General features: G+C 55.1%; 15 protein-coding genes, 1 tRNA gene and 2 pseudogenes. 8 read left to right on the top strand and 10 right to left on the bottom strand.

Features of this window, described 5'->3' with window-relative positions; genetic code table 11:
• Nucleotides 1–56: 56 nt before the first annotated feature.
• The gene (locus ACZA91_RS06125; RefSeq protein WP_463185292.1) at nt 57–791 is read left to right on the top strand and encodes a Uma2 family endonuclease; all 735 of its coding nucleotides are present in this window, start codon (nt 57–59) and stop codon (nt 789–791) included.
• Between the two features lie 114 nt (nt 792–905).
• A complete protein-coding gene (ribD, locus tag ACZA91_RS06120) occupies nt 906–2,054 on the top strand; it encodes a bifunctional diaminohydroxyphosphoribosylaminopyrimidine deaminase/5-amino-6-(5-phosphoribosylamino)uracil reductase RibD (protein ID WP_463185291.1) in 1,149 nt (382 codons plus the stop codon).
• Here ribD and ACZA91_RS06115 read toward each other — a convergent pair.
• From ACZA91_RS06115 to ACZA91_RS06090, 6 genes are all read right to left on the bottom strand, one after another.
• On the bottom strand, nt 2,051–2,302 hold the full coding sequence (locus ACZA91_RS06115; protein WP_099532386.1) for a hypothetical protein: 252 nt from the start codon (nt 2,300–2,302) through the stop codon (nt 2,051–2,053). The two genes, ribD and ACZA91_RS06115, sit on opposite strands and share 4 nt — an antisense overlap.
• A 231-nt stretch (nt 2,303–2,533) precedes the next feature.
• On the bottom strand, nt 2,534–3,532 hold the full coding sequence (locus ACZA91_RS06110; RefSeq protein ID WP_463185288.1) for a PEP-CTERM sorting domain-containing protein: 999 nt from the start codon (nt 3,530–3,532) through the stop codon (nt 2,534–2,536).
• A 585-nt stretch (nt 3,533–4,117) separates the two neighbouring features.
• Nucleotides 4,118–4,261 (bottom strand): hypothetical protein, encoded by a 144-nt coding sequence (locus ACZA91_RS06105; RefSeq protein WP_463185287.1) that lies wholly within the window; start codon nt 4,259–4,261, stop codon nt 4,118–4,120.
• A gap of 37 nt (nt 4,262–4,298) precedes the next feature.
• Nucleotides 4,299–4,370: transfer RNA gene (locus tag ACZA91_RS06100), tRNA-Gly, on the bottom strand.
• Between the two features lie 180 nt (nt 4,371–4,550).
• Nucleotides 4,551–5,180: a hypothetical protein gene (locus tag ACZA91_RS06095; protein WP_463185284.1), complete on the bottom strand. Its 630-nt coding sequence runs from the start codon at nt 5,178–5,180 to the stop codon at nt 4,551–4,553.
• A gap of 44 nt (nt 5,181–5,224) precedes the next feature.
• A complete protein-coding gene (locus tag ACZA91_RS06090) occupies nt 5,225–6,742 on the bottom strand; it encodes a peptidoglycan-binding domain-containing protein (protein WP_463185281.1) in 1,518 nt (505 codons plus the stop codon).
• 297 nt (nt 6,743–7,039) lie between these two features.
• Between ACZA91_RS06090 and mutS the strand changes: the two are divergent.
• Both mutS and ACZA91_RS06080 read left to right on the top strand, forming a co-directional pair.
• Nucleotides 7,040–9,886 (top strand): annotated as a pseudogene (gene mutS, locus ACZA91_RS06085) (DNA mismatch repair protein MutS); the annotation flags it as partial.
• Nucleotides 9,887–11,010: 1,124 nt separating this feature from the next.
• Complete coding sequence (locus tag ACZA91_RS06080) at nt 11,011–13,473, top strand: putative bifunctional diguanylate cyclase/phosphodiesterase (RefSeq protein ID WP_463185278.1); 2,463 nt, start codon at nt 11,011–11,013, stop codon at nt 13,471–13,473.
• A 53-nt stretch (nt 13,474–13,526) separates the two neighbouring features.
• On the opposite strand, the gene ACZA91_RS06075 is transcribed toward ACZA91_RS06080, so the two are convergent.
• The gene (locus ACZA91_RS06075; protein ID WP_463186494.1) at nt 13,527–13,766 is read right to left on the bottom strand and encodes a hypothetical protein; all 240 of its coding nucleotides are present in this window, start codon (nt 13,764–13,766) and stop codon (nt 13,527–13,529) included.
• Here ACZA91_RS06075 and ACZA91_RS06070 point away from each other — a divergent pair.
• The 4 genes and pseudogenes from ACZA91_RS06070 to ACZA91_RS06055 form a co-directional block, all read left to right on the top strand.
• Nucleotides 13,731–13,913, top strand: a pseudogene (locus ACZA91_RS06070) (hypothetical protein); the annotation flags it as partial. The gene ACZA91_RS06075 and the pseudogene ACZA91_RS06070 sit on opposite strands and share 36 nt — an antisense overlap.
• Nucleotides 13,914–14,212: 299 nt before the next feature.
• Nucleotides 14,213–14,734 (top strand): nucleotidyltransferase domain-containing protein, encoded by a 522-nt coding sequence (locus tag ACZA91_RS06065; RefSeq protein WP_463185276.1) that lies wholly within the window; start codon nt 14,213–14,215, stop codon nt 14,732–14,734.
• Between the two features lie 165 nt (nt 14,735–14,899).
• Nucleotides 14,900–15,400 carry a hypothetical protein gene (locus ACZA91_RS06060; protein WP_463185275.1) on the top strand — a complete coding sequence of 167 codons (501 nt, stop codon included), beginning with the start codon at nt 14,900–14,902 and terminating at the stop codon, nt 15,398–15,400.
• 182 nt (nt 15,401–15,582) lie between these two features.
• Complete coding sequence (locus tag ACZA91_RS06055) at nt 15,583–16,461, top strand: hypothetical protein (RefSeq protein WP_463185273.1); 879 nt, start codon at nt 15,583–15,585, stop codon at nt 16,459–16,461.
• Between the two features lie 484 nt (nt 16,462–16,945).
• Here the strand turns inward: ACZA91_RS06055 and ACZA91_RS06050 are convergent, their stop codons facing one another.
• The 3 genes from ACZA91_RS06050 to polA all read right to left on the bottom strand — a co-directional run bounded on the left by ACZA91_RS06050 (nt 16,946) and on the right by polA (nt 23,736).
• On the bottom strand, nt 16,946–18,613 hold the full coding sequence (locus tag ACZA91_RS06050) for a GAF domain-containing sensor histidine kinase (protein WP_463185271.1): 1,668 nt from the start codon (nt 18,611–18,613) through the stop codon (nt 16,946–16,948).
• A gap of 557 nt (nt 18,614–19,170) precedes the next feature.
• The gene (locus ACZA91_RS06045; RefSeq protein ID WP_463185269.1) at nt 19,171–20,325 is read right to left on the bottom strand and encodes a glycosyltransferase family 4 protein; all 1,155 of its coding nucleotides are present in this window, start codon (nt 20,323–20,325) and stop codon (nt 19,171–19,173) included.
• Between the two features lie 465 nt (nt 20,326–20,790).
• A complete protein-coding gene (polA, locus tag ACZA91_RS06040; protein WP_463185268.1) occupies nt 20,791–23,736 on the bottom strand; it encodes a DNA polymerase I in 2,946 nt (981 codons plus the stop codon).
• Nucleotides 23,737–23,805: the final 69 nt, after the last annotated feature.

Below are 23,805 nucleotides of genomic sequence, written 5' to 3'. Positions count from 1 at the left end.
GGCATAATGGGAGCCATGGCCCAAACCGCAACCGCAACACCCGCGAGGCCCACCCCATGATTGCTCAACTCGATCCGCAAACTCCTCCAGCGGTGATTTATCCCGACAGCGACGGCCAACCGATGGCAGACAACACCCAACAATTCCGCTGGATTACAGTCATTCAAGGCAATCTGGATTGGATTTTTGCCCAGAATGATCAAGTGTTTGTGGCCGGCGACCTGCTTTGGTATCCCGTGGAAGGCGACAACAAAACCCGCCAAGCGCCCGATGTGATGGTCGTGTTTGGGGTGGCTAAGGGCGATCGGGGTTCCTATCGGCAATGGCGCGAAGGAAACATCGCCCCCCAGGTGGTTTTTGAGATTTTGTCGCCCGGCAATCGATTAGCAGAAATGCTGAAAAAACAGACGTTTTACGATCGCCACGGAGTCGAAGAATATTACATCTATGACCCCGATCGCCATGAACTCAGCGGGTTTTTGCGCGGGGCAGCACCGACACCCTGGCTGACCCCGATCGAGTCCATGGAAAATTGGGTGAGTCCGCGCTTGGGTATCCGCTTTGAATTCACCGAAACTGGCCTGAATCTGTTTCAGCCGAACGGTCAGCCCTTTTTGACCTACGCGGAATTGGGCGAGCAACTGGTGAACGAGCGATCGCGCGCCGAAGCCGCCACCCAACGGGCCGAGGAGGAGCGCCAACGGGCTGAACAGGAGCGCCAACGGGCCGATCGCCTGGCGGAACAGTTACGCGCCCTGGGCATCGATCCCGATCGGCCAGTGGACGGGTAAGGCACTTCAGAACAGAATCGGGCCATTTTGGGGGGTGGATGGGCCTCTGCCTATACCATTTGGTTGAAAGAATCGCGGATTCGATCGCGATCGCCCTTGCTCCTGTCTCGTCCTATGTCTGAGTTTGTCGCCGTCGATGCCCCCGCTGCCACCGAGTTCGATCGGGCAATGATGCGCCGTTGTCTAGCGTTGGCGCGTCAGGCCCTGGGGCGCACGGCCCCAAACCCAATGGTGGGTAGCGTGATTGTGCAGGGTACGGAAGTGGTGGGAGAAGGGTTCCATCCCGGCGCGGGCCAGCCCCATGCGGAGGTGTTTGCCTTGCGGGCCGCGGGCGATCGGGCGCGGGGAGCCACCGTGTATGTCAGCCTTGAACCCTGCAATCACTACGGCCGCACGCCGCCCTGTTCCAAGGCGCTGGTGGCAGCGGGCGTGGCCAAGGTGGTGATTGGAACGGTGGATCCGAACCCCCAGGTGGCGGGCCAAGGGATCACCACCTTGAATGCGGCGGGCATTGAAACCCTGGTGGGGGTGGAACGGGCCGCGTGCGATCGGCTGAATGAGCCGTTTTTTTATCGAATTCAGCAGGGTCGGCCCCTGGGCATTTTGAAATATGCCATGACCCTGGATGGCAAAATCGCCACCACCCACGGCCACAGCGCTTGGGTGACCGATGAGCGGGCCCGGGCGGAGGTGCATCACCTGCGGGCCGGTTGCGATGCGGTGATTGTGGGGGGCAACACGGTGCGGCGAGATAACCCCAAGCTCACCAGCCACGGCCTGGAAAGTCACGATCCGCTGCGGGTGGTGATGACCCGGCAACTGGAGTTGCCCCAAACCACGGCCGATGGTCGAATTTTGCACCTGTGGGAGCCGTCGGAAGCGCCAACTTTGGTGTTGACTTTGCCGGGGGCGAATCCGGAAATGCAAGCTTGGCTGCGCGATCGGGGTGTTGAGGTGCAGGAAGTGCCGGATCTGTCGCCGGCCCGGGCGATCGAGGTGCTGAATCAGCGGCAATTTCTATCGGTGTTGTGGGAATGTGGCGGGGCCCTGTCGGCCCAGGCGATCGCCGATGGATCGGTGCAAAAAATCCTGGCGTTTATTGCGCCCAAAATTGTCGGCGGCGTGGCAGCCCCGTCCCCGGTGGGCGATTTGGGGCTGACGCAAATGGGCGACGCGATCGCCCTGGAGCGGGTCACCTGGCGATCGGTGGGTCAAGACTTCGCGATCGAGGGCTACTTGCGTCCCCTCAAAAAAACCGATTAGGGGTGCATCCCTTCCGCCGCCGCCCAACCCAGCAATTCCGCCTCATCCTCGATCGCCACTTCCACATAGGCCTTCAACTGTCCCAGGTTGCCACCCGCCAGGGTCAGCGCCGCCATTAACACTTGCTCCGTGTGGGCTGTGGCGGCCGGGTCTTGGGGATAGTTCACCAAAATTCCCAGCACGGTTTCTTGCTGTTCGATCGGGAACTGGGCTTTGACGTAATCTCGAATCGCTGGGGGCAACAACATCGCAATCTTCCCGATCGTTCCCGATCGCTGAATGTGAACTCAAACCAACCCCCGCGCCCTCGCTCAAGGCTGGCTAGTTTCAGGGTAGCGAATCCCGATCGGCCTGTTTCCCACTGAATAACCTCGCCTACAAACAAGCCCCCGAAATCCGCTCAGGATCTCAGGGGTTTCAACTATTAGCTAGACAGAACTGGTTTCAGAACTGGGTTTCACCCATCCAGGCGATCGGGTCTAGTCGCGGCGGCGCTTCATGGTGCGCAGCGCAGCACCCAAAGCCACCAAGCCCATAACGCTCACAGGTTCCGGCACAGACTTCGGAGTGGGTTCCGGGGTCGGCTCAGGAGTAGGAGTCGGGGTCGGAGTCGGTTCCGGCGTAGGCTCGGGAGTGGGAGTGGGTTCCGGGGTCGGCTCAGGAGTCGGCTCAGGAGTGGGAGTCGGGGTCGGAGTGGGTTCCGGCGTAGGCTCAGGAGTGGGAGTCGGTTCTGGGGTCGGCTCGGGAGTCGGGGTCGGTTCCGGCGTAGGCTCAGGAGTCGGCTCGGGGGTCGGCTCAGGAGTGGGAGTCGGTTCCGGCGTAGGCTCAGGAGTCGGAGTGGGAGTCGGAGTCGGTTCCGGCGTAGGCTCAGGAGTCGGAGTGGGAGTCGGAGTCGGTTCCGGCGTAGGCTCAGGAGTCGGGGTCGGAGTGGGAGTCGGTTCCGGGGTCGGCTCGGGAGTCGGAGTCGGAGTGGGAGTGGGTTCCGGCGTAGGCTCAGGAGTCGGAGTGGGAGTCGGGGTTGGAGTGGGAGTCGGGGTTGGGGTTGGGGTCGGAGTGGGAGTCGGGGTGGCAATCACGAAGGACTCACTGCCGCCGTTGGCAAATCCTTGAACGTGGAAACCAATGTCAAACGCACCGGCCGTGATCGCGTCAATCAGGCTATTGAAGGTTTTGCCCGTATTGAGGCTAAACAGAAACTCAACCCACTCACCTGGGTTTACGCCGCTGGGCTGCACAGGCGACTTGGCTTTGAAGTTGAAATCTTCATCAAATTTGACCGTGTTGCCGCCGGGCAAGTTGCCGCCACTGTCCAACGAGTCAAAATTAACACCAGCACCGGAGTCGTTGATGCCGACACCCGAGGTCTTCAGGAAGCGCGAGCTATCCACATCATCAAAATAAATCTGAGTGATTGAGGATGCCGCCGGGCCCTTGTTGCTGAACTTGAACAGCACTTTATTGCTGCCGCTATCAGTCACATCAAGGCGCAGTTGGCTCTCACCTGAGAGGGCATTGGCTGGGCTATTGCCAGTGATATTTGTAAAGTTAAAAGTAACAGCGTGAGCGCTGGCGGCAGACAGTGCTGAAGCGACGACTGCAACCGCAGCGGAGCCAACTGCACGACCCCAAAAGCTAACTAGATTGGTAGTTTGTCGTTCCATTGTCATTGACCGGCAAGGATAGAGTAGTAGGGAAAGGGCTTGGTAGGTACGGTGGAATTGACTGGCGCAATTCAAACCCAGTGCTTTATCTAAGTGAAGATGCAATGACTAACTTGAATTGCTAGTTCGACATCAGGAGCTTTTGCCGAAAACACATCTCTTCTGGGTATATAGCTAACGATATTCGATCTGTTTGGGCCATTCAAGACACTTGAACTGCTCTTCATAGAAACTTCAATTAACTTCCTTTTTGGGTATCTTTTTTAGCCTAATGTCTCAATTTCTATACGGATATCGCTAATTTTGTATCTGAACTCTAATCAGTGATTTGGTGATTGGAGCTGAAGCCAAAAAACTACGATCCAGCGCTGGATATGATCTTGGGGCATTGCTGAGTATCCCTTAGGCGATCGCGCTGTTTGTGTCTGTCGTGGAATACCTGGCCCGAGCTGGCAACTGAAGGGGGCGGGGGTCGTGTTTTTGCCGACGATCGCGATCGGGATCGAACCAATGCACCAAGAAAGTGCGCAAAACAAAAGCGACCAATTAGATTTCTCCAATCAGTCGCTTTTTGTTTTTAAAGAGCGGGTGACGCGATTCGAACGCGCGACATTCACCTTGGCAAGGTGACGCTCTACCACTGAGCTACACCCGCTTGCGTTTGACGCTTTAGTAGAATGCCAAGAGTTTTTTGATTTGTCAAGGGTTTCAGAAAAATTTTTCTAGGAATTTTCTAGAAAGTATTCAAAAAGTATTCAAGAGGATTCTGGGGCTGTTCCTGGGGACTGTTCTGGGATGTGTTGCTTTGAGCGGCTGGCTGCGGGCGATCGCCCCGTCAAGATCCGGACGATTGGGCCGGCTGCCGGGGGGCTGGGGGATAGAGCAGTAGGCTGAGGCCAACGCCCCGAATTAGCCCCACGATCGCCCCGCTCAGGAGGCCATTCAGCAGGGTGTAGCTCGCGGGGACAATTGCGCCATCGAGCCAGTCCAGGCTCATGGCCCCAAAAACCAACATGGGGAAAAGGTTCACGAACCAGGCCAGGGCACAGATCAAAATCCAGCGGTTGGGGTGTTGCACGCGCGATCGCAGGACGGGGGCTTGGAAGGCTCCTTGGATGGCGGCAGCGATCGGGAAGGCCGCTAGCAGAATTGAGAAATTGCCCGATGGCAACCGCTGCCCCAACCAGACCATCAGACCACCGACCGATAAACCCACCCAAAGGCCGATCGCGCTGGCCTTGGCCCAGGCTTGGCCCCGGCGCAGGTGCGATCGCAGCACGAAGCCTTGGGCCAGCCCCACAAAGGGCGCACCCAGCAAGGGCCCCAACCAGGGCAGCCAAGGGAACTGGGGCCAAGAGGCCAGGTGATGTTGCCCAAAGCCAACGGTTCCGGCCACGAGGCTGCTAACGATGGTCCATTCCAGCCAGAGGGGCAGGGGGCGAGGCCGGGGGTCAGGGAGTTGCATAGGAAGGTGGAGAGGGGATGAGCCGATCGCGTGGGAGCGCCACCTCAAAGCAGGCCCATGGCCCGCTGAGTGGTTAGGTCAGCAATGCCGGTGGGGCTGAGTCGTCGCGATCGCTGGAAGTTGATAACGGCCTGGGCGGTGAGGTTGTCATAGACTCCGTTTACCCGATCGAACCCCAGGAGACCAAGGGCAGCCAGGCGCTGTTGCAGGGCCGTGACGCGCACCCCTCGATCGCCCGGCATCAGCCACCGATCATCGCTGCGGGCACTGGGCGATCGCTGGGCCAGGGGGCTGGTGTTCGGAATGGCTCGCGGGGCGGCGGCGGGCCGAGGCGATTGGAAGGCAGGGACGGCGCGGGCTGGTGTTGCCGAGTTGGGGCTAGGGCTGGCTTGGCTACCGCTGGAGACCCCAAACAGGGCCCGGAGGGTGGCGGGGCTGGCTTGGCCCGTGGCGGGGAGTTGGCGCGATTGCTGGAAGGCGGTGACGGCCGCTTGGGTGATGTCGCCATAGAATCCGGTGCTGCGGGCTTTGAGGAATCCCAAGGCTCGCAACTGGTCTTGCAGGGCCTTGACCCGATCGCCGCTGTCCCCAGGTTTCAAGGCCTGGTAATCGGGATTCAGGGGCCGCATGGACGGGCGATCGGGTGGGTTGACCGGGGTGGCCGGTTGGGTTGGGGTGGGCTGGGTCGATCGCTGGCTGACTGCTTGGCGATCGGCGGGTTGCCTATTGGTCGATCGGGCATTGGTCGATCGGGGATTCGCCGGTTGGGCCGCCAAACGGGTTTCGATCGCCCGCAGGGTTTCCGGTGTTGCCCGGCCCGTGGCGGTCAACCCCGCCGCCTGTTGGAAAGCTCGCACCGCCCGGCTGGTGATTGGCCCATAGAACCCCGTGGGCGTGGTTGTGAAAAAGCCCAACTGGCGCAAGCGGGTTTGCAGTTGCCGAACGGCGGCGCTCCGTTGGCCGGGCCCCAGTCCATTGCTGGCTGTGGCCGGTTGGCTGGAAATCGGGCGGTTGGGCTGGGCTGGCGTGCCTTGGCCGTTGTCGGTTCCGGCTCGATCGCGCAGGGCCTGCATGGTGGCCAAGTCCACATGACCCGTGGTTGAGAGGTTCAGGGATTGCTGAAACCGTTCCAGGGCTTGGCGAGTGGGGCTGTCGAAATTGCCAGTGGGTTCGGCGGCCAAAAAGCCCAACCGATTCAGGAGCCGTTGCAATTCCCTGGTGCTGGGGCCCCGATCGCCCGGTTGCAGATTCGCCACCAAGGTTAAATCAGCCCCCGTGGCTTCCAGGAGCGATCGCTTTGTCACAATATCCACCGCCCCCTTGGTATAGAGACCCCGTGATCGCTGGAAGGCTTCTAGGGCGGCGGCCGTGGCGTGATCAAACTGGCCATTAAGGGGGCCGCCGTAATTACCCAGGGTTTTCAGTTGTCGTTGCAAGCGCACCACGCTGGGGCCCGCATCCCCCGATCGCTGGCTGGCCGACAGGGCCCAAGCGGGCGCACCGCCCAAGACCACAACCCCGATCGCTGTTGCCACACAACTTCGCTCGATCGCTCGGCCCATGGTGGTGTCCTCCTGCTTGCTGATGCTGATGGTTAGGGGTTGGCTGTTGTTTGAACCGTGACTTGGAGCCGTTCCTGTGCATGGCTGCTTTTGGATGGCTACTTTGGATCGTTGCCTCATCCCGAAGGCTGAGTCCAAGGGCTGGTTCAACGGAGCCAAGCTTGTCCTGGCCATGCTAGCTCAGGCGATCGACCGGTTTGCAGGGTCGGTTGCAACGGTTGCGCTGGGCGGGCGGAAGCCCCCACGACCAACCGTTGCCCGATACTATGAAAGACTCCGAAAGACTCCTTTGGCCATATGAGTGCCTCTGCCACGCCGCGTGAGATTCCTAACGCTGACTATCGGCTGCTGAACCGCGATCAGCTCACGCCGATGATGCAGCACTATGTCTCGGTCAAAGAACAACATCCCCAAGCCCTATTGCTCTATCGAGTGGGCGACTTTTTCGAGACTTTTTTCCAGGATGCTTGCACGATCGCGGAAGTGCTGGAGTTGGTGCTGACTTCCAAGGAGGGCGGCAAAGATATTGGGCGCGTACCCATGGCCGGTGTGCCGCACCACGCGATCGAGCGCTATGCGGCGCAACTGGTGGAAAAGGGCTATGCGGTGGCCCTCTGTGACCAAACCCAGGATGCTGCCGAAGCTCAGGGGTTGGTGCGGCGGGAGGTGACCCGAATTCTCACGCCGGGGACGGTGCTCGAAGAGGGCATGTTGGCGGCCCGCAAAAATAACTTTTTGGCGGCGATCGTGCTGGAGCGTCGCCATTGGGGCTTGGCCTATGCGGACATTTCCACCGGGGAATTTTGGGCCACCCAAGGGGAAGAGCCAGAACCCTTGGTGCAGGAGCTGTTGCGCTTGAGTCCGTCGGAAGTGTTAGTGCCGGTGAATGCGCTGGATCTGGTGGGGCTGTTGCGGCCGGGCGAGAGTCGATCGCACCTGAAGGGGCGGGACTTTCCCGATTGGTTACCCGGCCAGTTTTGCTATGCCCTGCGGCCCCAATCGCGGTTTGGGCTGGCGGAAGCAAGGCAACGGTTACTCGATCGCTTCCGGCTGCAATCGCTCGAAGGGGTGGGCTGCGATCGCCGGCCCTTGGCGGCCCGGGCGGCGGGCGGGCTGTTGACCTATCTCACGGAAACCCATCCCAGCTCCGAAGACCAAACCCGCGAAATTCCGCTGCAACTGCTCAAAACCTACGAAATTACAGACTATTTAATTCTGGATTACCAAACCCGCCGGAATTTGGAAATTGTCCAAACCGTGCGCGATGGAACCCTGACCGGATCGCTACTGTGGGCGCTCGATCGCACCGTAACGGCCATGGGCGGTCGGGCCCTGCGTCGTTGGTTGCTGCAACCCCTGCTGGATTTGGACGGAATTCGGGCCCGCCAAGGGGCGATCGGGGAACTGATTGACCAGCCCGACTTGCGCCAGGATTTGCAACGGCTGCTGCGGGAAATGTATGACCTGGAGCGATTGGCGGGGCGGGCCGGCGCGGGCACAGCCAACGCCCGCGATTTAGTGGCTTTGGCGGATTCCTTGGGTCGGTTGCCGGAACTGGCCCAAGTGGTGGGCGGGGGCCGATCGCCCTATTTCCGTGTGTTGCAACAAGTGCCGCCGTCCCTGGAGCAACTGGGCGATCGCCTACGCAGCCACCTGGTTGATGAGCCGCCCCTGTCGGTCACCGAAGGCGGCCTGGTTCGGGATAGCGTAAACCATGCCTTGGACACCATGCGCCAGCAATCGGCGGGCGATCGGGACTGGCTGGCCAACTTGGAGGCGATCGAGCGGCAACGCACCGGCATCAACACCCTAAAAGTGGGCTACAACAAAACCTTTGGCTACTTCATTGGCGTGTCCCGGGCCAAGGCGGATCTCGTGCCCGAGGACTACATCCGCAAGCAAACCCTCGTGAACGAAGAGCGCTACATCACCCCGGAGCTGAAGGAGCGGGAAGCGCGAATTTTGTCGGCCCGCGAAGACCTGAACCGGTTGGAATACGAAATTTTCTGTGAGTTGCGATCGGCCACGGGGGAACTGGCGGATCAAATTCGCAAGGTGGCCCTGGCGGTGGCGGCGATCGATGTGTTGACCAACTTTGCCGAACTGGCGATCGCCCGGGGCTATTGCCGACCCGTGATTGATCAAGGCCGCACGATCGAGATTCGGCAGGGTCGCCACCCGGTGGTTGAACAATCCTTACCGGAAGGGTTCTTTGTGCCCAACTCGACCCAGTTGGGGTATGAACGATCGGGCGATCGGGCGGGGAGCCAGTCCGGTTCGCTGGTGGCTGCTTCCTTCGATGCATCGATTGACGAATCAATCGATGTATCAATTAATACCCGACCGAATCCGGTCGATCGTGACTTTGATCAACACTTTGATCAACCGTTCGATCGCTCAAAAAATCCACCCCTTAGTTCAGACCTTAATCCAGCCCTTGATTCGGCTGGCCATGCCACTTTTGATCCATCCCTTGCGCCCTCGCCTGGGTCATCGGCCAATCAGCCTCAGGCCGATTTACCCGACGGGCCCCATTTGCCCGATTTAGTGGTGCTCACGGGGCCCAACGCCAGCGGCAAGAGTTGCTATTTGCGGCAAGTGGGCCTCATTCAGCTCATGGCCCAGGTGGGATCCTACGTGCCAGCCCAGGCGGCCCATTTGGGAATCTGCGATCGAATCTTTACCCGGGTGGGGGCGGTGGATGACTTGGCCACCGGGCAATCGACCTTCATGGTGGAAATGAACGAAACGGCCAATATTCTCAACCACGCCACCGATCGATCCCTGGTCTTGCTTGATGAAATTGGGCGCGGAACGGCCACCTTTGATGGCCTGGCGATCGCCTGGTCGGTGGCGGAATATTTGGCCAGCGAACTGCGCGCGCGATCGATCTTTGCCACTCACTATCACGAGCTAAACGAACTGGCCACCCTGTTAGACAACGTGGCTAACTACCAAGTGGCCGTCAAAGAATTGCCCGATCGCATTGTGTTTTTGCATCAGGTGCAACCGGGCGGAGCCGATCGCTCCTACGGCATCGAAGCGGCCCGCCTGGCTGGGTTGCCCCCCAGCACGATCGCCCGGGCCCGCGAAATCATGGCCCAAATTGAAAAACACTCGAAAATCGCCGTAGGCCTGCGCAAAACCGCCCAAACGGGGCCTCGGACTCACTCAAAAACTGCTAATGAGCTAAACAGCGCCTCAGAGCCGCCCATCGCCCAATTAGACATTTTTGGAAATGGGAGTTAGGCGTGAGGTTAGTTGACCAGTGTGATGGCTGGGTTAATCACCAGGTTGATTGCTGAGTTGAATTTGGGGCTTTATTTGGAGATCAATTTGAGATTGAAGATTGGGCTGGGTTTTGAGTTAAGCGTTGGGCTTGACTGGCTACTCGCTTTTGGGGGCTAACGGCTGGTGGCTGATTTTCTGGACTGAACCTGGCGCGATCGCGATCCGGTTTCTCCAAGACTTCAGCGTGATCTCAGGATAGTTCCCCTCAATTCAGACGAATTCTGTCACCGCAATCCTGAAAAGTTTCGCCAAATCCAGCGCACCCCATCAATACCGAATTAGCATCGATCGGGACTAATGCGGAGATCGATCGCCTTAACCAACCCAGGAGATAGTTTTGGCTTCTGCTCAGGCATTGACCCACCTCAGATCAATCCCTATGCTCAAAAAGATCACAAGAAATTTGGCAGCCGATCACACAGCGACAGAGGCTCCCTTGACAGGATAGAGGGGAACCCCCGTTCATCCTCAAAAGCAATCGACAAATGGCAGATTGATCGGCTAAAGATAAGACAGCAACGCGTCAAGGCTGAAGCCGTTGCCAGCAAAGCGAACCGGTTCTACGGTTGCCCATCTACCCTTGCTGAAAGTGTATCTATTTCCTTGGGATCTCATCGGAATGCCTCGCTCCGTGAAGTTTCGGACGCGCCCTTGCGGTTGATCGCTGTTGATTTCGGCAGTTTTCCCAAGATTTCTTGGGTTATCTCCGTACTTTTCCGTACTTTGTCGAATCGGTTGGCTAGGATTTGGACAGGTCTAAACCCCCTGACCCAAAATTGGCTGTGGAATCTGGATCTGCGGCCCACCCACAAAGGGCGGATAGCCTGCTGTTTGGTGTGGGGATAGGGATTAGACTCAATCGCCCCGCTACCGGTCTTGAAGGTGATCAGGGTCTCTAGGTTGGTCTACGTCTCCTAGCTCACTATCTTTGCGGATCCATGACGGAAGCGTTTAATCCCCTTCGCACTAGTTCAATCTTGACTCCGCCACCCCTGCAACTACTGGATCAACTGACTTCGCCCATTTGGGTGATTGATCTGTTCGCCATGCGGCTCCACTGGGCCAATCGATCGGGGAGCGAACTCTGGAGCCGATCGAGCCTGCGGGCCTGGGTGAAACATGCCCAGCATGGCCGCCACGAACAAGTGCGGATGCGCCTAGAGCGAATTCAGCAAGCCCTCAGCAAGCGGCAGACCTGGACAGAACATTGGACGTTTTATCGCCAAGGGGAGCTGGTGTCGCTGCCCTGTCTTTGTTCGCGGTTGACTTTGCCGGATCACGGGGAACCCCTGCTGCTGATTGAGGGGCTAGACGAGCGGTTGGAACCCACCTTGGCCAAGGCCTTGCGCCTGGCGGAACAGGACTTGGAACAGCGGGATGCGACGGCGCTGGCGGTGGGGGAAGCCATGCGCTGTTTGATGCTGTTGCCCGATGGCGATCGCGCCATTACCCAAACCCTACAGATGCTGGGCAGCATGACCCAGGCCGATCGAGCCTATGTGTTTCGGAACCATCCCCACCCGGTCACGGGCGAGCTGCTCACCAGCCAGCGTTGGGAATGGACTCGCGCCGGCCTGACGCTGCAAATGGAGCATTTGGAGCTGCAAAACATTGCCTACAAAGATTTAGACCCCAGTTGGCATGAATACCTCAGCACCGATCGGGTGTTGAATTTCCGGCTGCAAGATTTGCCCGCCAACTATGCCTATCGCAGCTTTTGGCATGGGCAGACGGTTCATGGGGTTTTGATGTTGCCCATGATTTTGCAAGGGGAATTTTGGGGGTTCTTGGGGTTCGATCGCTGCCGAACTGATCGGCTCTGGACGGATGCGGAATGCAACCTGCTGCGGTTGGCGGCCGCGGGCATTGGCTGCACCATCTTGCGCCACCAAAGCGATGTGAAGCTGGCCAGCTTCAACATGCAAATTGAGAGCCTGGTGGAACAGCGCACCCTGAAGCTGCGGGCGGCGGTGCAACAACTGCAACAGGAAATTCAGGAGCGGGAACGGGCCGAATCGCAATTGCGCTACAACGCCCTGCATGATCGGCTCACCGGGTTGCCCAACCGCACCTTTTTGATGGAAGAGTTGGCCAAAACCATCCGCCTGATGCAAGTGACGGAACAGGGGGGTTTTGCGATCCTGTTTGTGGATATCGATCGCTTCAAGGTGATTAACGACAGTCTGGGCCATCAAGCGGGGGATGAACTCTTGGTGGCGATCGCCCACCGATTGCGGCGCTGCTTGCGGCCCACCGACTCGATCGCCCGGTTGGATGGCGATGAATTTGCCATTTTGCTGCAAGACGTGACCACCCGGGCCCAGGCGGAACAGGTGGCCGAATCGATCCATCGTTCTTTGGCGCGGCCGGTGACCTTGGGCAGCCAAGAAATTTTCACCAGCGTCAGCATTGGCATTGCCCTGGGATCTCGGGAATATGACTGTGCGGAGCTGCTGTTGCGGGATGCGGATATTTTCATGCGCCGGGCCAAGGCCATGCGATCGCGCCATGAGGTGTTCGATCGGGCTGTTCACCAACAGGTGCTCACCACCCTGCGCCTAGAACATGACCTGCGCCGGGCGATCGCTCAAATTGAGGACATGGGCATTGATCGGGCTGGCCACCCGGAAGTGCCCATGCCCTTCAGCTTGCGCTATCAACCGATCGCCGAGGCTCGCACGGGCGAAATTCAGTGTTTTGAGGCCCTGTTGCGCTGGCATCACCCGGAATTGGGGCCCATTTCCCCCGATCGGTTCATTGCGATCGCCGAAGAAACGGGCCTGATTGTCACCCTTGGTCTGTGGACGCTCTATCGCGCCTGCTATCAGCTTCGGGAGTGGCAACAACTTTTCCCGCAACTGGGCCATTTGCAAATTGCCGTTAATCTTTCCGCCAAGCAATTTTCCCGCCTTGACCTGATGGAGCAAATTGATCAGGTTTTGCATCGCACCGGCATCAATCCCGGAACCCTGAAGCTGGAGCTGACGGAAACCACCATCGCCGACAATTCCGATCTGGCAGCCGCCACCATGTATGAGCTGCGATCGCGCCAGATCGTCCTTTGTCTCGATGACTTTGGCACGGGCTACTCTTCCCTCAGCTATTTGCATCGGTTCCCGTTGGATGTGCTGAAAATCGATCAGTCCTTCATTTCCCAACTGGGCGGGCGCGACAACACCCAAGCGATCGTCCGCGCCATCATCACCCTGGCGGAACAGTTGGGCATGGCCACGATCGCCGAGGGGGTGGAAACCGCTGAGCAATTGGTCTGGCTGGCCAACCTGGGTTGCACCTACATCCAAGGCTATTGGCTGGCCCAGCCGCTTCAGGCCAGCGCCGCCACTCAACTGCTGGAGCAGCACGATCCTCGCCTAATTGCGGATTTGGAATCTAACCTGCAAGAGAGCGATCGCCCGTTCAATTTACTGGCCCGCTCCTAGTCCGGTCGATCGAGCAGCGCGAAGAATCTTGAGCTGAAGATGATCGCTAATCGCTAGGCGATCGCCTGGAGGCTGGCATCATACCAGCGTTGTTCGCCGTTATCTTCGTAGGACAGCAGCAGCCCCGCGCCTTCGAGGGCTTCGATCGCCTGTCTGATGTTCTTTGCTTTGGCTTTGGTGTTTTTGCCGCTGAATCGGCTGGTGGCGCGATCAATTGTCCATTCGCCCCCTTCGGTGCGGAACAGATCGCGGACGGCGGCGACGCGCTCTTTGAATTCCTTGGGCAGGGGCAAGGGGCGATCGTCCTGCGCAGCACGGCTCCGCGCGATGTGTTTGCCTGGAAGCGCGGCGAAACGACGGCTACCGCTGGCCAACTGATGGGTCTGAATGGTCTGACGGCTGAGAACCCGGTGAAGCGGGCGATCGCGCCGTTGGATTAGGGCTGTGGTGTTTCTGGGGCGATCGTTGCGGTAAAAGTCCTATAAGGGGGGGGTATTATCTTGCAACTGCGGGATAATACCCTTAGTACCGGAGCTAGACCGCAACTGCTTGATAACACTCTGCTGAGGGAAGTTATCCTGTACCTGCGGTCTAATGAATAGTTATCTCGCTTCGGTTTCGGGTGGTGGCAGTAATTGAAAGCTGATCTGTTAGCATTCAAAGCATTGTTGTGTCACTTCGTTCAGTTGTGTTGAAGTTTATGTAGACTTGGATCGCGGTTCTAATCTCTCATTCCTGTATGAAATCAGAAGATGTTTTGCAGATTGTGACCTGGTTAGAGGGGGCAGACATTCCAGTATGGTTAGATGGCGGTTGGGGGGTCGATGCCCTCGTCGGTCAACAAACACGAGCGCACAGTGATCTTGATCTCGTCGTGAGATTGGAGGATGTGAACCATATTGAGGAGACCCTCGCGATTCATCAGTTTGCTGTCATACTGAACGAGTTGCCGACGCGGTTTGTGATGAAAGATGCTAACGGTCGTAGTGTTGACTTTCACGCAGTAAAACAGGGTGGTAGCGGGCAGTTCATTCAAGTTCTGCAAGATGGTACGCCTTTTCACTATCCACAAAATAGTTTGGCTGGACAGGGCATGATCGACGGCAATGTAATTTCTTGCATCACCCCTGAAGCTCAGATGCTATGTCACACAGGATACAAGCCGCAAGCAAAAGATATTCATGACGTTCGATTATTGCAGCAATACTTCAATCTTCCCCTTCCAGAAGAGTATGTTGGTGTTGTGACGGACTTCGAGTAGCCATGAAAGTAAAGCAACAGCGAGATAACAACCCGGTTGGAGCGGACAGTTAAGAATCTTTTCGTCTATCGTTGTGGTCGATCTGCTGCCGCTCAACCGGAACGTTAGCCTTCATTTCTTGCTCCTTCTCAAGAAACAAAATTCCTACAAGTTTCTATGTTTCCCATGAACTCCCTCTGGTACTTAAACAAGTCTCTTTATCTAGCAAATTCAGGAATTCCATTATTTACTCAAAGTGTTGGATACCAATTTTGGCTGTTAATCCCGATTATTGCGATTGAAGCTTACACGCACAAAAAAATACTTAAACTTAGCATCATCAAGGCAGTCTATATTTCCTCTGTAACCAACATTTTATCGACGCTTGTTGGAGGGATCTTAGTTTTGTTATTTGGGGCATTTATTGGACAAATAATCTTTCAATCAACTGTGCCTGTACAACCTGGCGCTTTTCCGTTTCTGCCTTTAGAAATAATCGTCACACTTATTCCTATGTTTTTCATTTCCGTCTCCATAGAATTATTTACAGGAAATTTTCGTCTTAAAGAAATTGAAAAAAGCAAAGTAAATCAATCGTTCTTGATAGCTAATGCCTTCACTTACTTCATGTTAGTTGTATTAGCTATGACCCAATTGATTAAGGGATATGTTGAAGGGCGTGGCTAACACGGCGTTGCAACGGACGGAACCGAGAGTGGGGAGGAGTAGCGACGATCATCTGCCGCCGTTGAACTAAGCCGTTGGGCTGCTTGATATCTTGGTGAGGACAGTACAGCAGGGATATCTGCGGGTATCAGAAATTAATTCACCATAAAGTTATTGATGTAGCGTTGCTCTGAGGTAGTTTTTTGAAACCCATCCCATCACAGCTTCAAAAAGAGTATCCTGCCCGTGGTCCTTTACAACAGTTCCGGTTTAAGGAAGCAACAGCCTTTCACTGTTTCCGGTGTGGAACTTCAAAAAAGGCAAAGCTAATCACAATATATGATCAAGATTGGAACCGTCGTTTATGCAACGGTTGTTATGGTCGTTTATTATCGATTTATGAAATTAAGGCTGGTACTGGAGAAGATGATGAAAAAGCAGAAGCTTTAGCTAATCTTCTTCTCTCGTTACTTAATACAGACCAAGAACGCGAATTGCAACGCCTATTTAAGATTTCTGAAAAACGGGCGGAGTTTTTATCCGAAATCACTCTTCGGTTCCTGGCTACTGCGGAGTATGTCTCAAAATCTTTGGATAGTGCTGCAAACCTTGACTGGTCGCCTGCAATTATCGGTCTGTGTAAAGCTGTTGAAATGGAAGTGGTTGCACGACTAATCATGCCGTTGACCGTATTACGCGGTTCTGCCTTGCTTAATGAAGATGTCAAAGATAAGGATATTGGCAAAATTGCTAAGTTCTGTAGAAATGAAACAGAAAAACCACCAGAACTAGGCACTTTTGCTCATTTTTTGCAAACTACTATTAATAGTGAGAAGAGACGTTCAACAAGTGCTTTAATGCAAGCGTTCATCAAACTTCTGCATAATTACCCAAATGCAAATTGGATTCTCGATGTTAACGGTTTGTATACTACGCTTTCACTGCTGACGCGGGATTATCGTAATCGAGCAGCACATATTGATGATTTAAAGAAACTAGACTATGAAAGCTGTCGTTCATTAGTGATTGGGGATAATGGGATGCTATGGAAACTTATTCAAGCTACACAGTCACATAAATAGCACAGCCCAACACGTCACGGCAGCGGACGGACGAAAGCCACTGGTGTTGAGTTCAAGGTTATCTGCCGCCGCTGCGTTTTGCCGTTATGCCGCTGCGCTGCGAGACCCTTGCAGTGATAGCCATCGGCAACCGACAGAGATCAGGCAGACAATGCACTCAGTCCTGTGATCATCCTCATGACAAGAGCCAGTAGAATCGCTGAGCAACAGTTGGGTGAATCCGCAAGACTTGGACGTGCGATCACCCCTTTCGGATCGGGCCGCGCCACCCCCAACAAGTCACACCATTCACTCAAAAAAAGCTGATAATTTCCCCGCTCATTGCCGCTTGACGCTTGCCACCGCTGAATGAAGGAATGAATGGCTGAAGAAGCAGGCTCAGGCATGGCGCAATGGGCTGGAGAGCGCGTCGATCTTGAGTGAGGTTCCTATTGTAACCCTAACTTCTGCCTCCTGCCCTGGCCATCCCGACTGACGCTCGGGGCTAAGTGGATTGCCCTTCTTGCTTCAGGGGCATCACGATCGTAAACGTCGATCCTGCACCCGGCACAGAGCTAAACCGAAGCTGGCCCTGGTGTTGCTCCGTCACAATTTGATAGCTAATCGACATTCCCAGCCCCGTGCCTTTGCCAATCGGCTTCGTCGTGAAAAAGGGATTAAAAATTTGTGATTGGATGCTGTCCGGCATCCCCACCCCATTATCGGTAATTTGAATTTGCACCCGATCGCCCCGCAAAAGGCGCGTTTGAATTTCAATACAACCCTTAAATTGCCCCCTAACTGATGAATCAGGGTTCGTAGCGCCCAGCGGATCAATTTGATATTTTTCAGTAATTGCCTCGATCGCATTGGCAATCAAATTCATAAAGACCTGATTTAAATTGCTGGCATAGCATTCCACCGCCGGTAAATCGCCATAGTCACATTTCACCTGAATTTCCGGGTGGTCGGGTGCAGCCTTCATCCGATGTTGCAAAATTGCCAAGGTGCTGTCAATGCCTTCATGAATGTTGACCAGTTTATAACAAGCCTCATCCATCCGCGAAAAATTGCGCAAGGACAGAATAATTTGGCGAATCCGCTCGGTTCCTAAATTCATGGAAGATAGGATTTTCGGCAAATCTTCCTGAATAAATTCAAAATCCGATTCTTCATCTAAATCAGCAATCATCCGCACCAATTCAGGATGGTTGGCACAAGAACTGGATTGGGCCCAATTTCGGAGTTTTTCTGTCCAACCTAACAGCAACTCCACATGACTTTGCACATGTTTGAGGTTGCCATGAATAAAATTCACCGGATTATTAATTTCATGGGCCATACCGGCCACCAACTGGCCCAAGGAAGACATTTTTTCGCTTTGCACCATCCAGAGCTGGGCTTTTTTCAGCTCATCCAAGGTGGCTTCCAGTTCGATCGTCCGTTGGCGCAATTGATCTTCTGCTCGCTCCCGTTCCTGCATTTCCCGCTGCAAACGAGTCACAACCAATTGCAAATCTTGAGTGCGCTTGGTGACCTGTCGTTCCAAATCTTCATTTGCCGCTTGCAGGGCCTTTTCGGTTTGATGTCGTTCGATCGCCACACGGGCCAAATAGGTTGCCTTAATCAGCAATTTGCGATCGTGGGGATGGGGGCGGTGGGGAAAGGGGTTATACATGGCAAAGGTTCCCAACACCTGACCTTCACAGGACAAAATGGGCGTGGACCAACAAGCCCGCAGGCCAAAGCCGATCGCCAAATCCCGAAATTCAGCCCACAACGGATCGATCGCAATATCTTCAACAATTACGGAAGCTTTGTGATAGGCGGCCGTGCCGCAGGATCCCACCGCAGGCCCGATCGGGATGCCGTCAATGCATTGGTTATAGTCGGGCGGCAGGCTGGGTGCTGCCCCATGGCGTAATCGTTGGGTTTCCGCTTCTAGTAATAAGAAAGCGCAAAAAGTTTGACAGGACGTGTGGGCTTCAATGAGTAAAGCTAATTCCGTGAGTACGGTTTCTAAGGGTTGGCCTTGGGCAATTAGCTCCAAAATATGATTTTGACCATCTGCCAGGGCTACCAAATTTTGGTGATAGATCAGGGGAATCGTTTTGCCCTGCACCGAGTTGCTGACCGGGTACAAGTCCGCCACTTGAAGAGGAGAAAATTGCATAGTAATCACAATTAATATTGACTAGGTGTTTAGGGTTGGTCGTCAAAGCACTTGAAACCCTGATGCTGCTGTTAGCCAATCCTTAGGCAGTCAGGAACTTCAGATCCTTGTTGCAACGATTGGTATCGACGACTGTACGACGGATCGTTACGACGATCGGGGAGCAATTCTGGAGGCAAAGAGCTTGCGAATTTTGTCTGCGATGGTTTGAACTAGAAAATTAGCGATTAGTTTGCCCACAAGAGGCAAGGCGCACCCAATGATCGATGGCTCAACAATGGCTCAACAGAGTCGCCAGTGAGAAAACCGACGAGTTTAGATATAGCGGTCAGGGGTGAAAATCTGGTGAAAGCCGATCTTGATTTGATGGCAAATCCGCCCCGAGTGGGTAGCGCAGAAGTTGCGTTAGATCCCTAGACACGACAAGATGGCGCTGATCCTAAACGCGAGTTTCAGCCATCAACGGTAGATTCTGATTTTTCTCTAGTTTTGACCAAAATTCCGCTGTTTTGGAGAAATTTTGGCTTTTCTGCTGAATCAGCGCACAAAAGTGCCACCTAAGCGGCAGCGGATACCGAAGGGGGCAAGCGATCGGGGCGGAATCCCAGGGCGGCCAATTGCTGTTGGGCCGTGTGGGCGGCTCGCTCCCAAGTCCAGAGGCTGGCGGCTTCAGCTCGGGCGATCGCCCCGCGTTGTTGGGCCGCTTCCCGATCGTGATAAACCTGCCGCATCAAGGCCACCAGCGCATCCAAGTCCGGCTCGGCCCAGTGGCCCCAGTCCAAGGCGGGGTCAAAAAACTGCGGATCATTGACGGGAATTAGGTTTTTGACCGGAATCAGGTAAGCATTGCCCGGGTGAGCATAGGCCCGCAGGCCGCTCCAGTCCGTGACAATGCAGGGCAGTCCACAGGCCATGGCTTCCAAAATGGGCAATCCCCAAGCCTCGCCCCGGGTGGGCAACACAAAAGCATCGGCTTTTTGCAGAACTTGCACTAGGCCCGATCGTCCGGCTGGATGGCTGGGCAAAATGCGATAGGCCTCGGCCCCCAGCAGCCGCGCGGCATAGTCGATCGATTCCTGGAGGTCAAAGTGGGGAATGTAGCCATTGTGGGCGTGCAACACCAGTTCCACGGGATCTTGAGGTTCAAAGGCTTTGGCAAAAGCTTGGATCAGCAGATCGATCCCCTTGCGTCGTTCCCATTTGCCCACACAAAGGAACCGAAAGGGCCGCTGCCGCAAGTCGCGATTCAGGGCTGAGGGGCGGTGGGGATGGGGCTGAAAGACTTGGGGGTCAACCCCTTCCGGCACAACGGCCAGGCGCTGGGGGTCAAGCCCGGACTCGATCGCCACCTGGCGCTGCCAAAGGGACGGAACCCAAAGGTAATCGAACCGATCGAGTAATTGCTGAAATTTTTGATGAATGTGGGTGGTTTCCCACACAAACAGCCCAATTTGGCAGCAACCGGGAAAGGGCGGCATCGGCAACCCGGACACAATCACTAGGGTGGGGGCATTGGCCGCCGGGCTGAGACCGGCCGCTAACAGTTCCGGCACGCCCCGTTCCCAGTCGGCCAGGGGCTGGGGAGGCTGCCAATCACAAAGGGCGATCGGCTCGATCGGGTGCAGTGCTCCCGCGAGCGATCGGGCATGGGTTCCCCAGCCACCGGGGGCAAAAAAATAGCTCGCAAAATTCAACACAAGCGATCGCAGCAATGGTTGAGGACAAAAGACGCAGCTTGCTGTCTCGATCGGTTGGAATCAACTGGAATTAACAAACCTCAGAGGATGGCTGAAGCGACTGGGGGCAATGGTCAAGCCCTAACGGTCTTTGGATCAAGGGACTTGATCAGCTTTGCTTTGTCGGTGCATGAGACCCACAAGCAAGGTAGCCATTGCGGCTTTTCAAACATCCTCTCAGGCTATTTCAAGTGCATTCGCGCGATCGCCTCAATCCTATGGGGGTTCTCAATTGAACTCCATCAATTCTGTGCCAATCTGTAACTGTCTATGCCAACTTTAATTGACTAGAATTTAATTGACTGAAAGTGGGGCTGACTCTAACAATTGGTCGCAACAAAGTCGTGGACTTAAAAAGAAGACATTTCTAAGCGTGATAGAAGTCAACGGGTTTAAGTAGGGTTAAATTCACCCCTAATTGCATCACTCATTCCCGATCGGCTATTTCGCTTCCATCCAGTTTTGACCCGCATGAACTTCCACCGCCAGGGGCACACTCAAGGTGACCGCTGATTCCATGGTTTCCTGAATAATTGGGCGTACAAAGTCCCACTCTTCTGGAGGCACTTCAAAGATCAATTCATCATGCACTTGCAACAGTAAAGTCGCCTGGGTGGATTGCAACCGTTGATGAAGTTGAATCATGGCAATTTTGATGATGTCGGCGCTGGAACCCTGAATGGGAGCGTTGGCCGCCGCCCGCAGCAATTGGGCATCATTTTGACCATTGACCCGCAACCGATCGAGGTCGATCGCCTGGGGATCGGAGCCGCGCAATTGATTCAACGAAGGACTCATGAATTGAAAATAGCGCCGTCGGCCCAGGAGTGTATGCACATAGCCCAGGGCGATCGCCTCGCGCTGCATTTGTTGCAAATACTCAAAGACTTGGGGATAGCGCTGGTTAAAGCGATCGATAAATTCCTTGGCTTCCATGCGCGACACGCCCGCTTCCCGAGCAAACCGTTGCGCCCCCATGCCGTAAATCACCCCAAAGTTGATGATTTTTCCCAGTCGTCGTTCTTCGGGGGTAATGTCAGGGCGATCGAGCAATAATTGCGCGGTCAAAGCATGAACATCTCGCCCCGTTTGATAGGCCTCAATTAAGACCGGTTCCTGACTCAAATGGGCCAAGATTCGTAGCTCAATTTGGGAATAGTCTGCTGCGGCCAACAGCCAGCCCGCTTTGGGTAAAAAAGCCCGCCGAATTTGCCGACTAAAGGCCGTCCGAATCGGGATATTTTGCAAGTTGGGATTGGATGAAGAGAGGCGACCCGTGGCCGTCACCGTTTGATTAAAGTCCGTATGGACGCGATCGGTTTGGGGCGAAACCAACTGCGGCAGCGCATCCACATAGGTAGACTTCAGTTTGGCTAAGGTGCGATGCTCCACGATCGCTTCCACCACGGGATGATCATCCTTTAACTTTTCCAGGGTGGCGGCATCCGTGGAATAGCCGGTTTTGGTTTTGCGAGACTTTTTGGGATCAAGACCCAATTTGCCAAACAACAATTCACTGAGTTGCTTGGGCGAACCTAAATTAAAAGTCTCCCCAGCCGCTGCGTAGGCCCGCTGTTCGATCGCCAATAAATCTGTTTCTAATTGCTTAGAAAATTCCGCCAAATAGGCCGTGTCAATCCGAATGCCTCGCCCTTCCATGGCTGACAAAACCGGCTCAAGGGGCAGCTCCACCTGCTCAAACAGTGGCAACAAATCCTGCTCACTGGACAGTTGCGATCGCAGGATACTGACCAAATGAAATGCACTATAAACATCCGTGCCGCAATAGTTGGCAACGGCAGCAATGCTCACCGCTGCAATGGTTTGTCCCTTCGGCACCAGATCTTGGTAGCTGGTGGCGCTGATTCCTAAATAGCGCAATCCCAAATCTGTTAGGTTATGGCTGGCTTCTGGATTCAGCACATAACTGGCAAGCATTGGGTCAAAAATTACCCCGGCCAGTTGAATTCCTTGGCTGCGCAAAATTGCCCGATCAAACTTGGCATTTTGCAGCACCTTGGGATGGTTTTCACTTTCCAAAATTGGTTTCAACGCTTGCAACACCAGCGATCGATCGAGCTGTTTTCCCGTACTATGTCCCACGGGAATATAAGCCACCGTGAATTGTTCCGCATTGCCATAGCAAACCCCCATTCCCACCAAGGCCGCTTTTCGGGGATCTAGGTCAGTGGTTTCTGTGTCCCAAGCGGTGGGATAGTCACGGTTTTGGCAGCGCAACAGTGCGGAAACCAGCGCCTCCAATTGATCGGGTGTAGTAATAATTTCTGGGGTGAATTCGGCCGGTAGTGGCGGATTTTCCTTGAGCAAATCGGTCTCTTCGGCACTGAAAAACCAAGTATCTTCTGCTTCTAAGGTCGAAGCTGGGGAACTGCCCGCTAATTGGGGCGATCGGCCCGCAGAATTCGTTTCATGGCCTGTCCCTGGCTCCGCTCCCAGCGTTAACTGACCATTACCGAATCGAGCCTCCAAACGTTCAATTTGCTTCAAAAACTGATTCAGTTCTAATTTTTCCAGCAGGGGGGTGAGGGCAGCGCGATCAAATCCGCTTAATTCACAGTCGGCCAAGGCCAAATCTAAGGGCACATCACATTTAATTTGCGCCAAAAACTGAGAATGGTAAGCAGCTTCTCGATCGGCTTCCAATTTGCTCTTGACGGATTTTTTCAGAGAATCCAATGCCTGATAAATCCCATCCAAGGACTCATGCTCTTGCAGAAGCTGGGCGGCGGTTTTTTCGCCAATGCCTTTCACCCCCGGAATATTATCGGATTTATCCCCGCAAAGGGCTTTGAAGTCCACCACCTGATCCGGACGAACGCCCCATTTTTCCACCACTTGGGCTGCACGATATTCGCTGTAGCGGGAAGACTTCACATCACGCCCACCCAAGTGCAAAACGCTGATGCCTTGCTGGTCATTAATGAGTTGAAATAAGTCCCGATCTCCGCTCAAAATTTTGACCCGATAGCCCGCCGCGATGCCCTGTTGGGTCATTGTCCCGATCGCGTCATCTGCTTCAAAACCTGGCGTTTTAACAATGGTTAAATTCAGCGCCACCAACAGGGTTTCGAGATGCTGAATATCTTCAATAAACTCCACGGGAGTTTCCGGCCGCCCATCCTTGTAGGTCGCATCGGCTTCGTGGCGAAAGGTGGGCTGACGAGTATCAAAAGCCAGGGCGATCGCTTGGGGTTTTTCAAGGGCGATCGTGTCTAATAGGGCCTTAATAAATCCGTAGCAAATGCTGGTGGGAATGCCCGTGGAAGTACGTAGTCCACCATCTCGTCCATTCACGAAGGCATAGAATGCTCGGAAAGCCAAGGAATGGCCATCTACCAAAAGCAAGGTCTTTGCGGAGTCGGTCATGGGGCGATTGCAGAATGCTCGCCCTCAGCATAGCAGTCCCTTTGCGCACCGGGCGATCGGGTAGCTCGC

The sequence above is a fragment of the Limnothrix sp. CMB-01 genome, assembly GCF_055193175.1.
This window is presented reverse-complemented; position numbering and strand designations above follow the sequence as displayed.

Bases quoted from the DNA above. Each gene is read 5' to 3' on its own strand.
- ACZA91_RS06125 (WP_463185292.1), top strand. From the start codon at position 57: ATGATTGCTCAACTCGATCCGCAAACTCCTCCAGCGGTGATTTATCCC.
- ribD (WP_463185291.1), top strand. From the start codon at position 906: ATGTCTGAGTTTGTCGCCGTCGATGCCCCCGCTGCCACCGAGTTCGAT.
- ACZA91_RS06115 (WP_099532386.1), bottom strand. From the start codon at position 2,302: ATGTTGTTGCCCCCAGCGATTCGAGATTACGTCAAAGCCCAGTTCCCG.
- ACZA91_RS06095 (WP_463185284.1), bottom strand. From the start codon at position 5,180: ATGCAACTCCCTGACCCCCGGCCTCGCCCCCTGCCCCTCTGGCTGGAA.
- ACZA91_RS06090 (WP_463185281.1), bottom strand. From the start codon at position 6,742: ATGGGCCGAGCGATCGAGCGAAGTTGTGTGGCAACAGCGATCGGGGTT.
- ACZA91_RS06065 (WP_463185276.1), top strand. From the start codon at position 14,213: ATGAAATCAGAAGATGTTTTGCAGATTGTGACCTGGTTAGAGGGGGCA.
- ACZA91_RS06060 (WP_463185275.1), top strand. From the start codon at position 14,900: ATGAACTCCCTCTGGTACTTAAACAAGTCTCTTTATCTAGCAAATTCA.
- ACZA91_RS06050 (WP_463185271.1), bottom strand. From the start codon at position 18,613: ATGCAATTTTCTCCTCTTCAAGTGGCGGACTTGTACCCGGTCAGCAAC.
- polA (WP_463185268.1), bottom strand. From the start codon at position 23,736: ATGACCGACTCCGCAAAGACCTTGCTTTTGGTAGATGGCCATTCCTTG.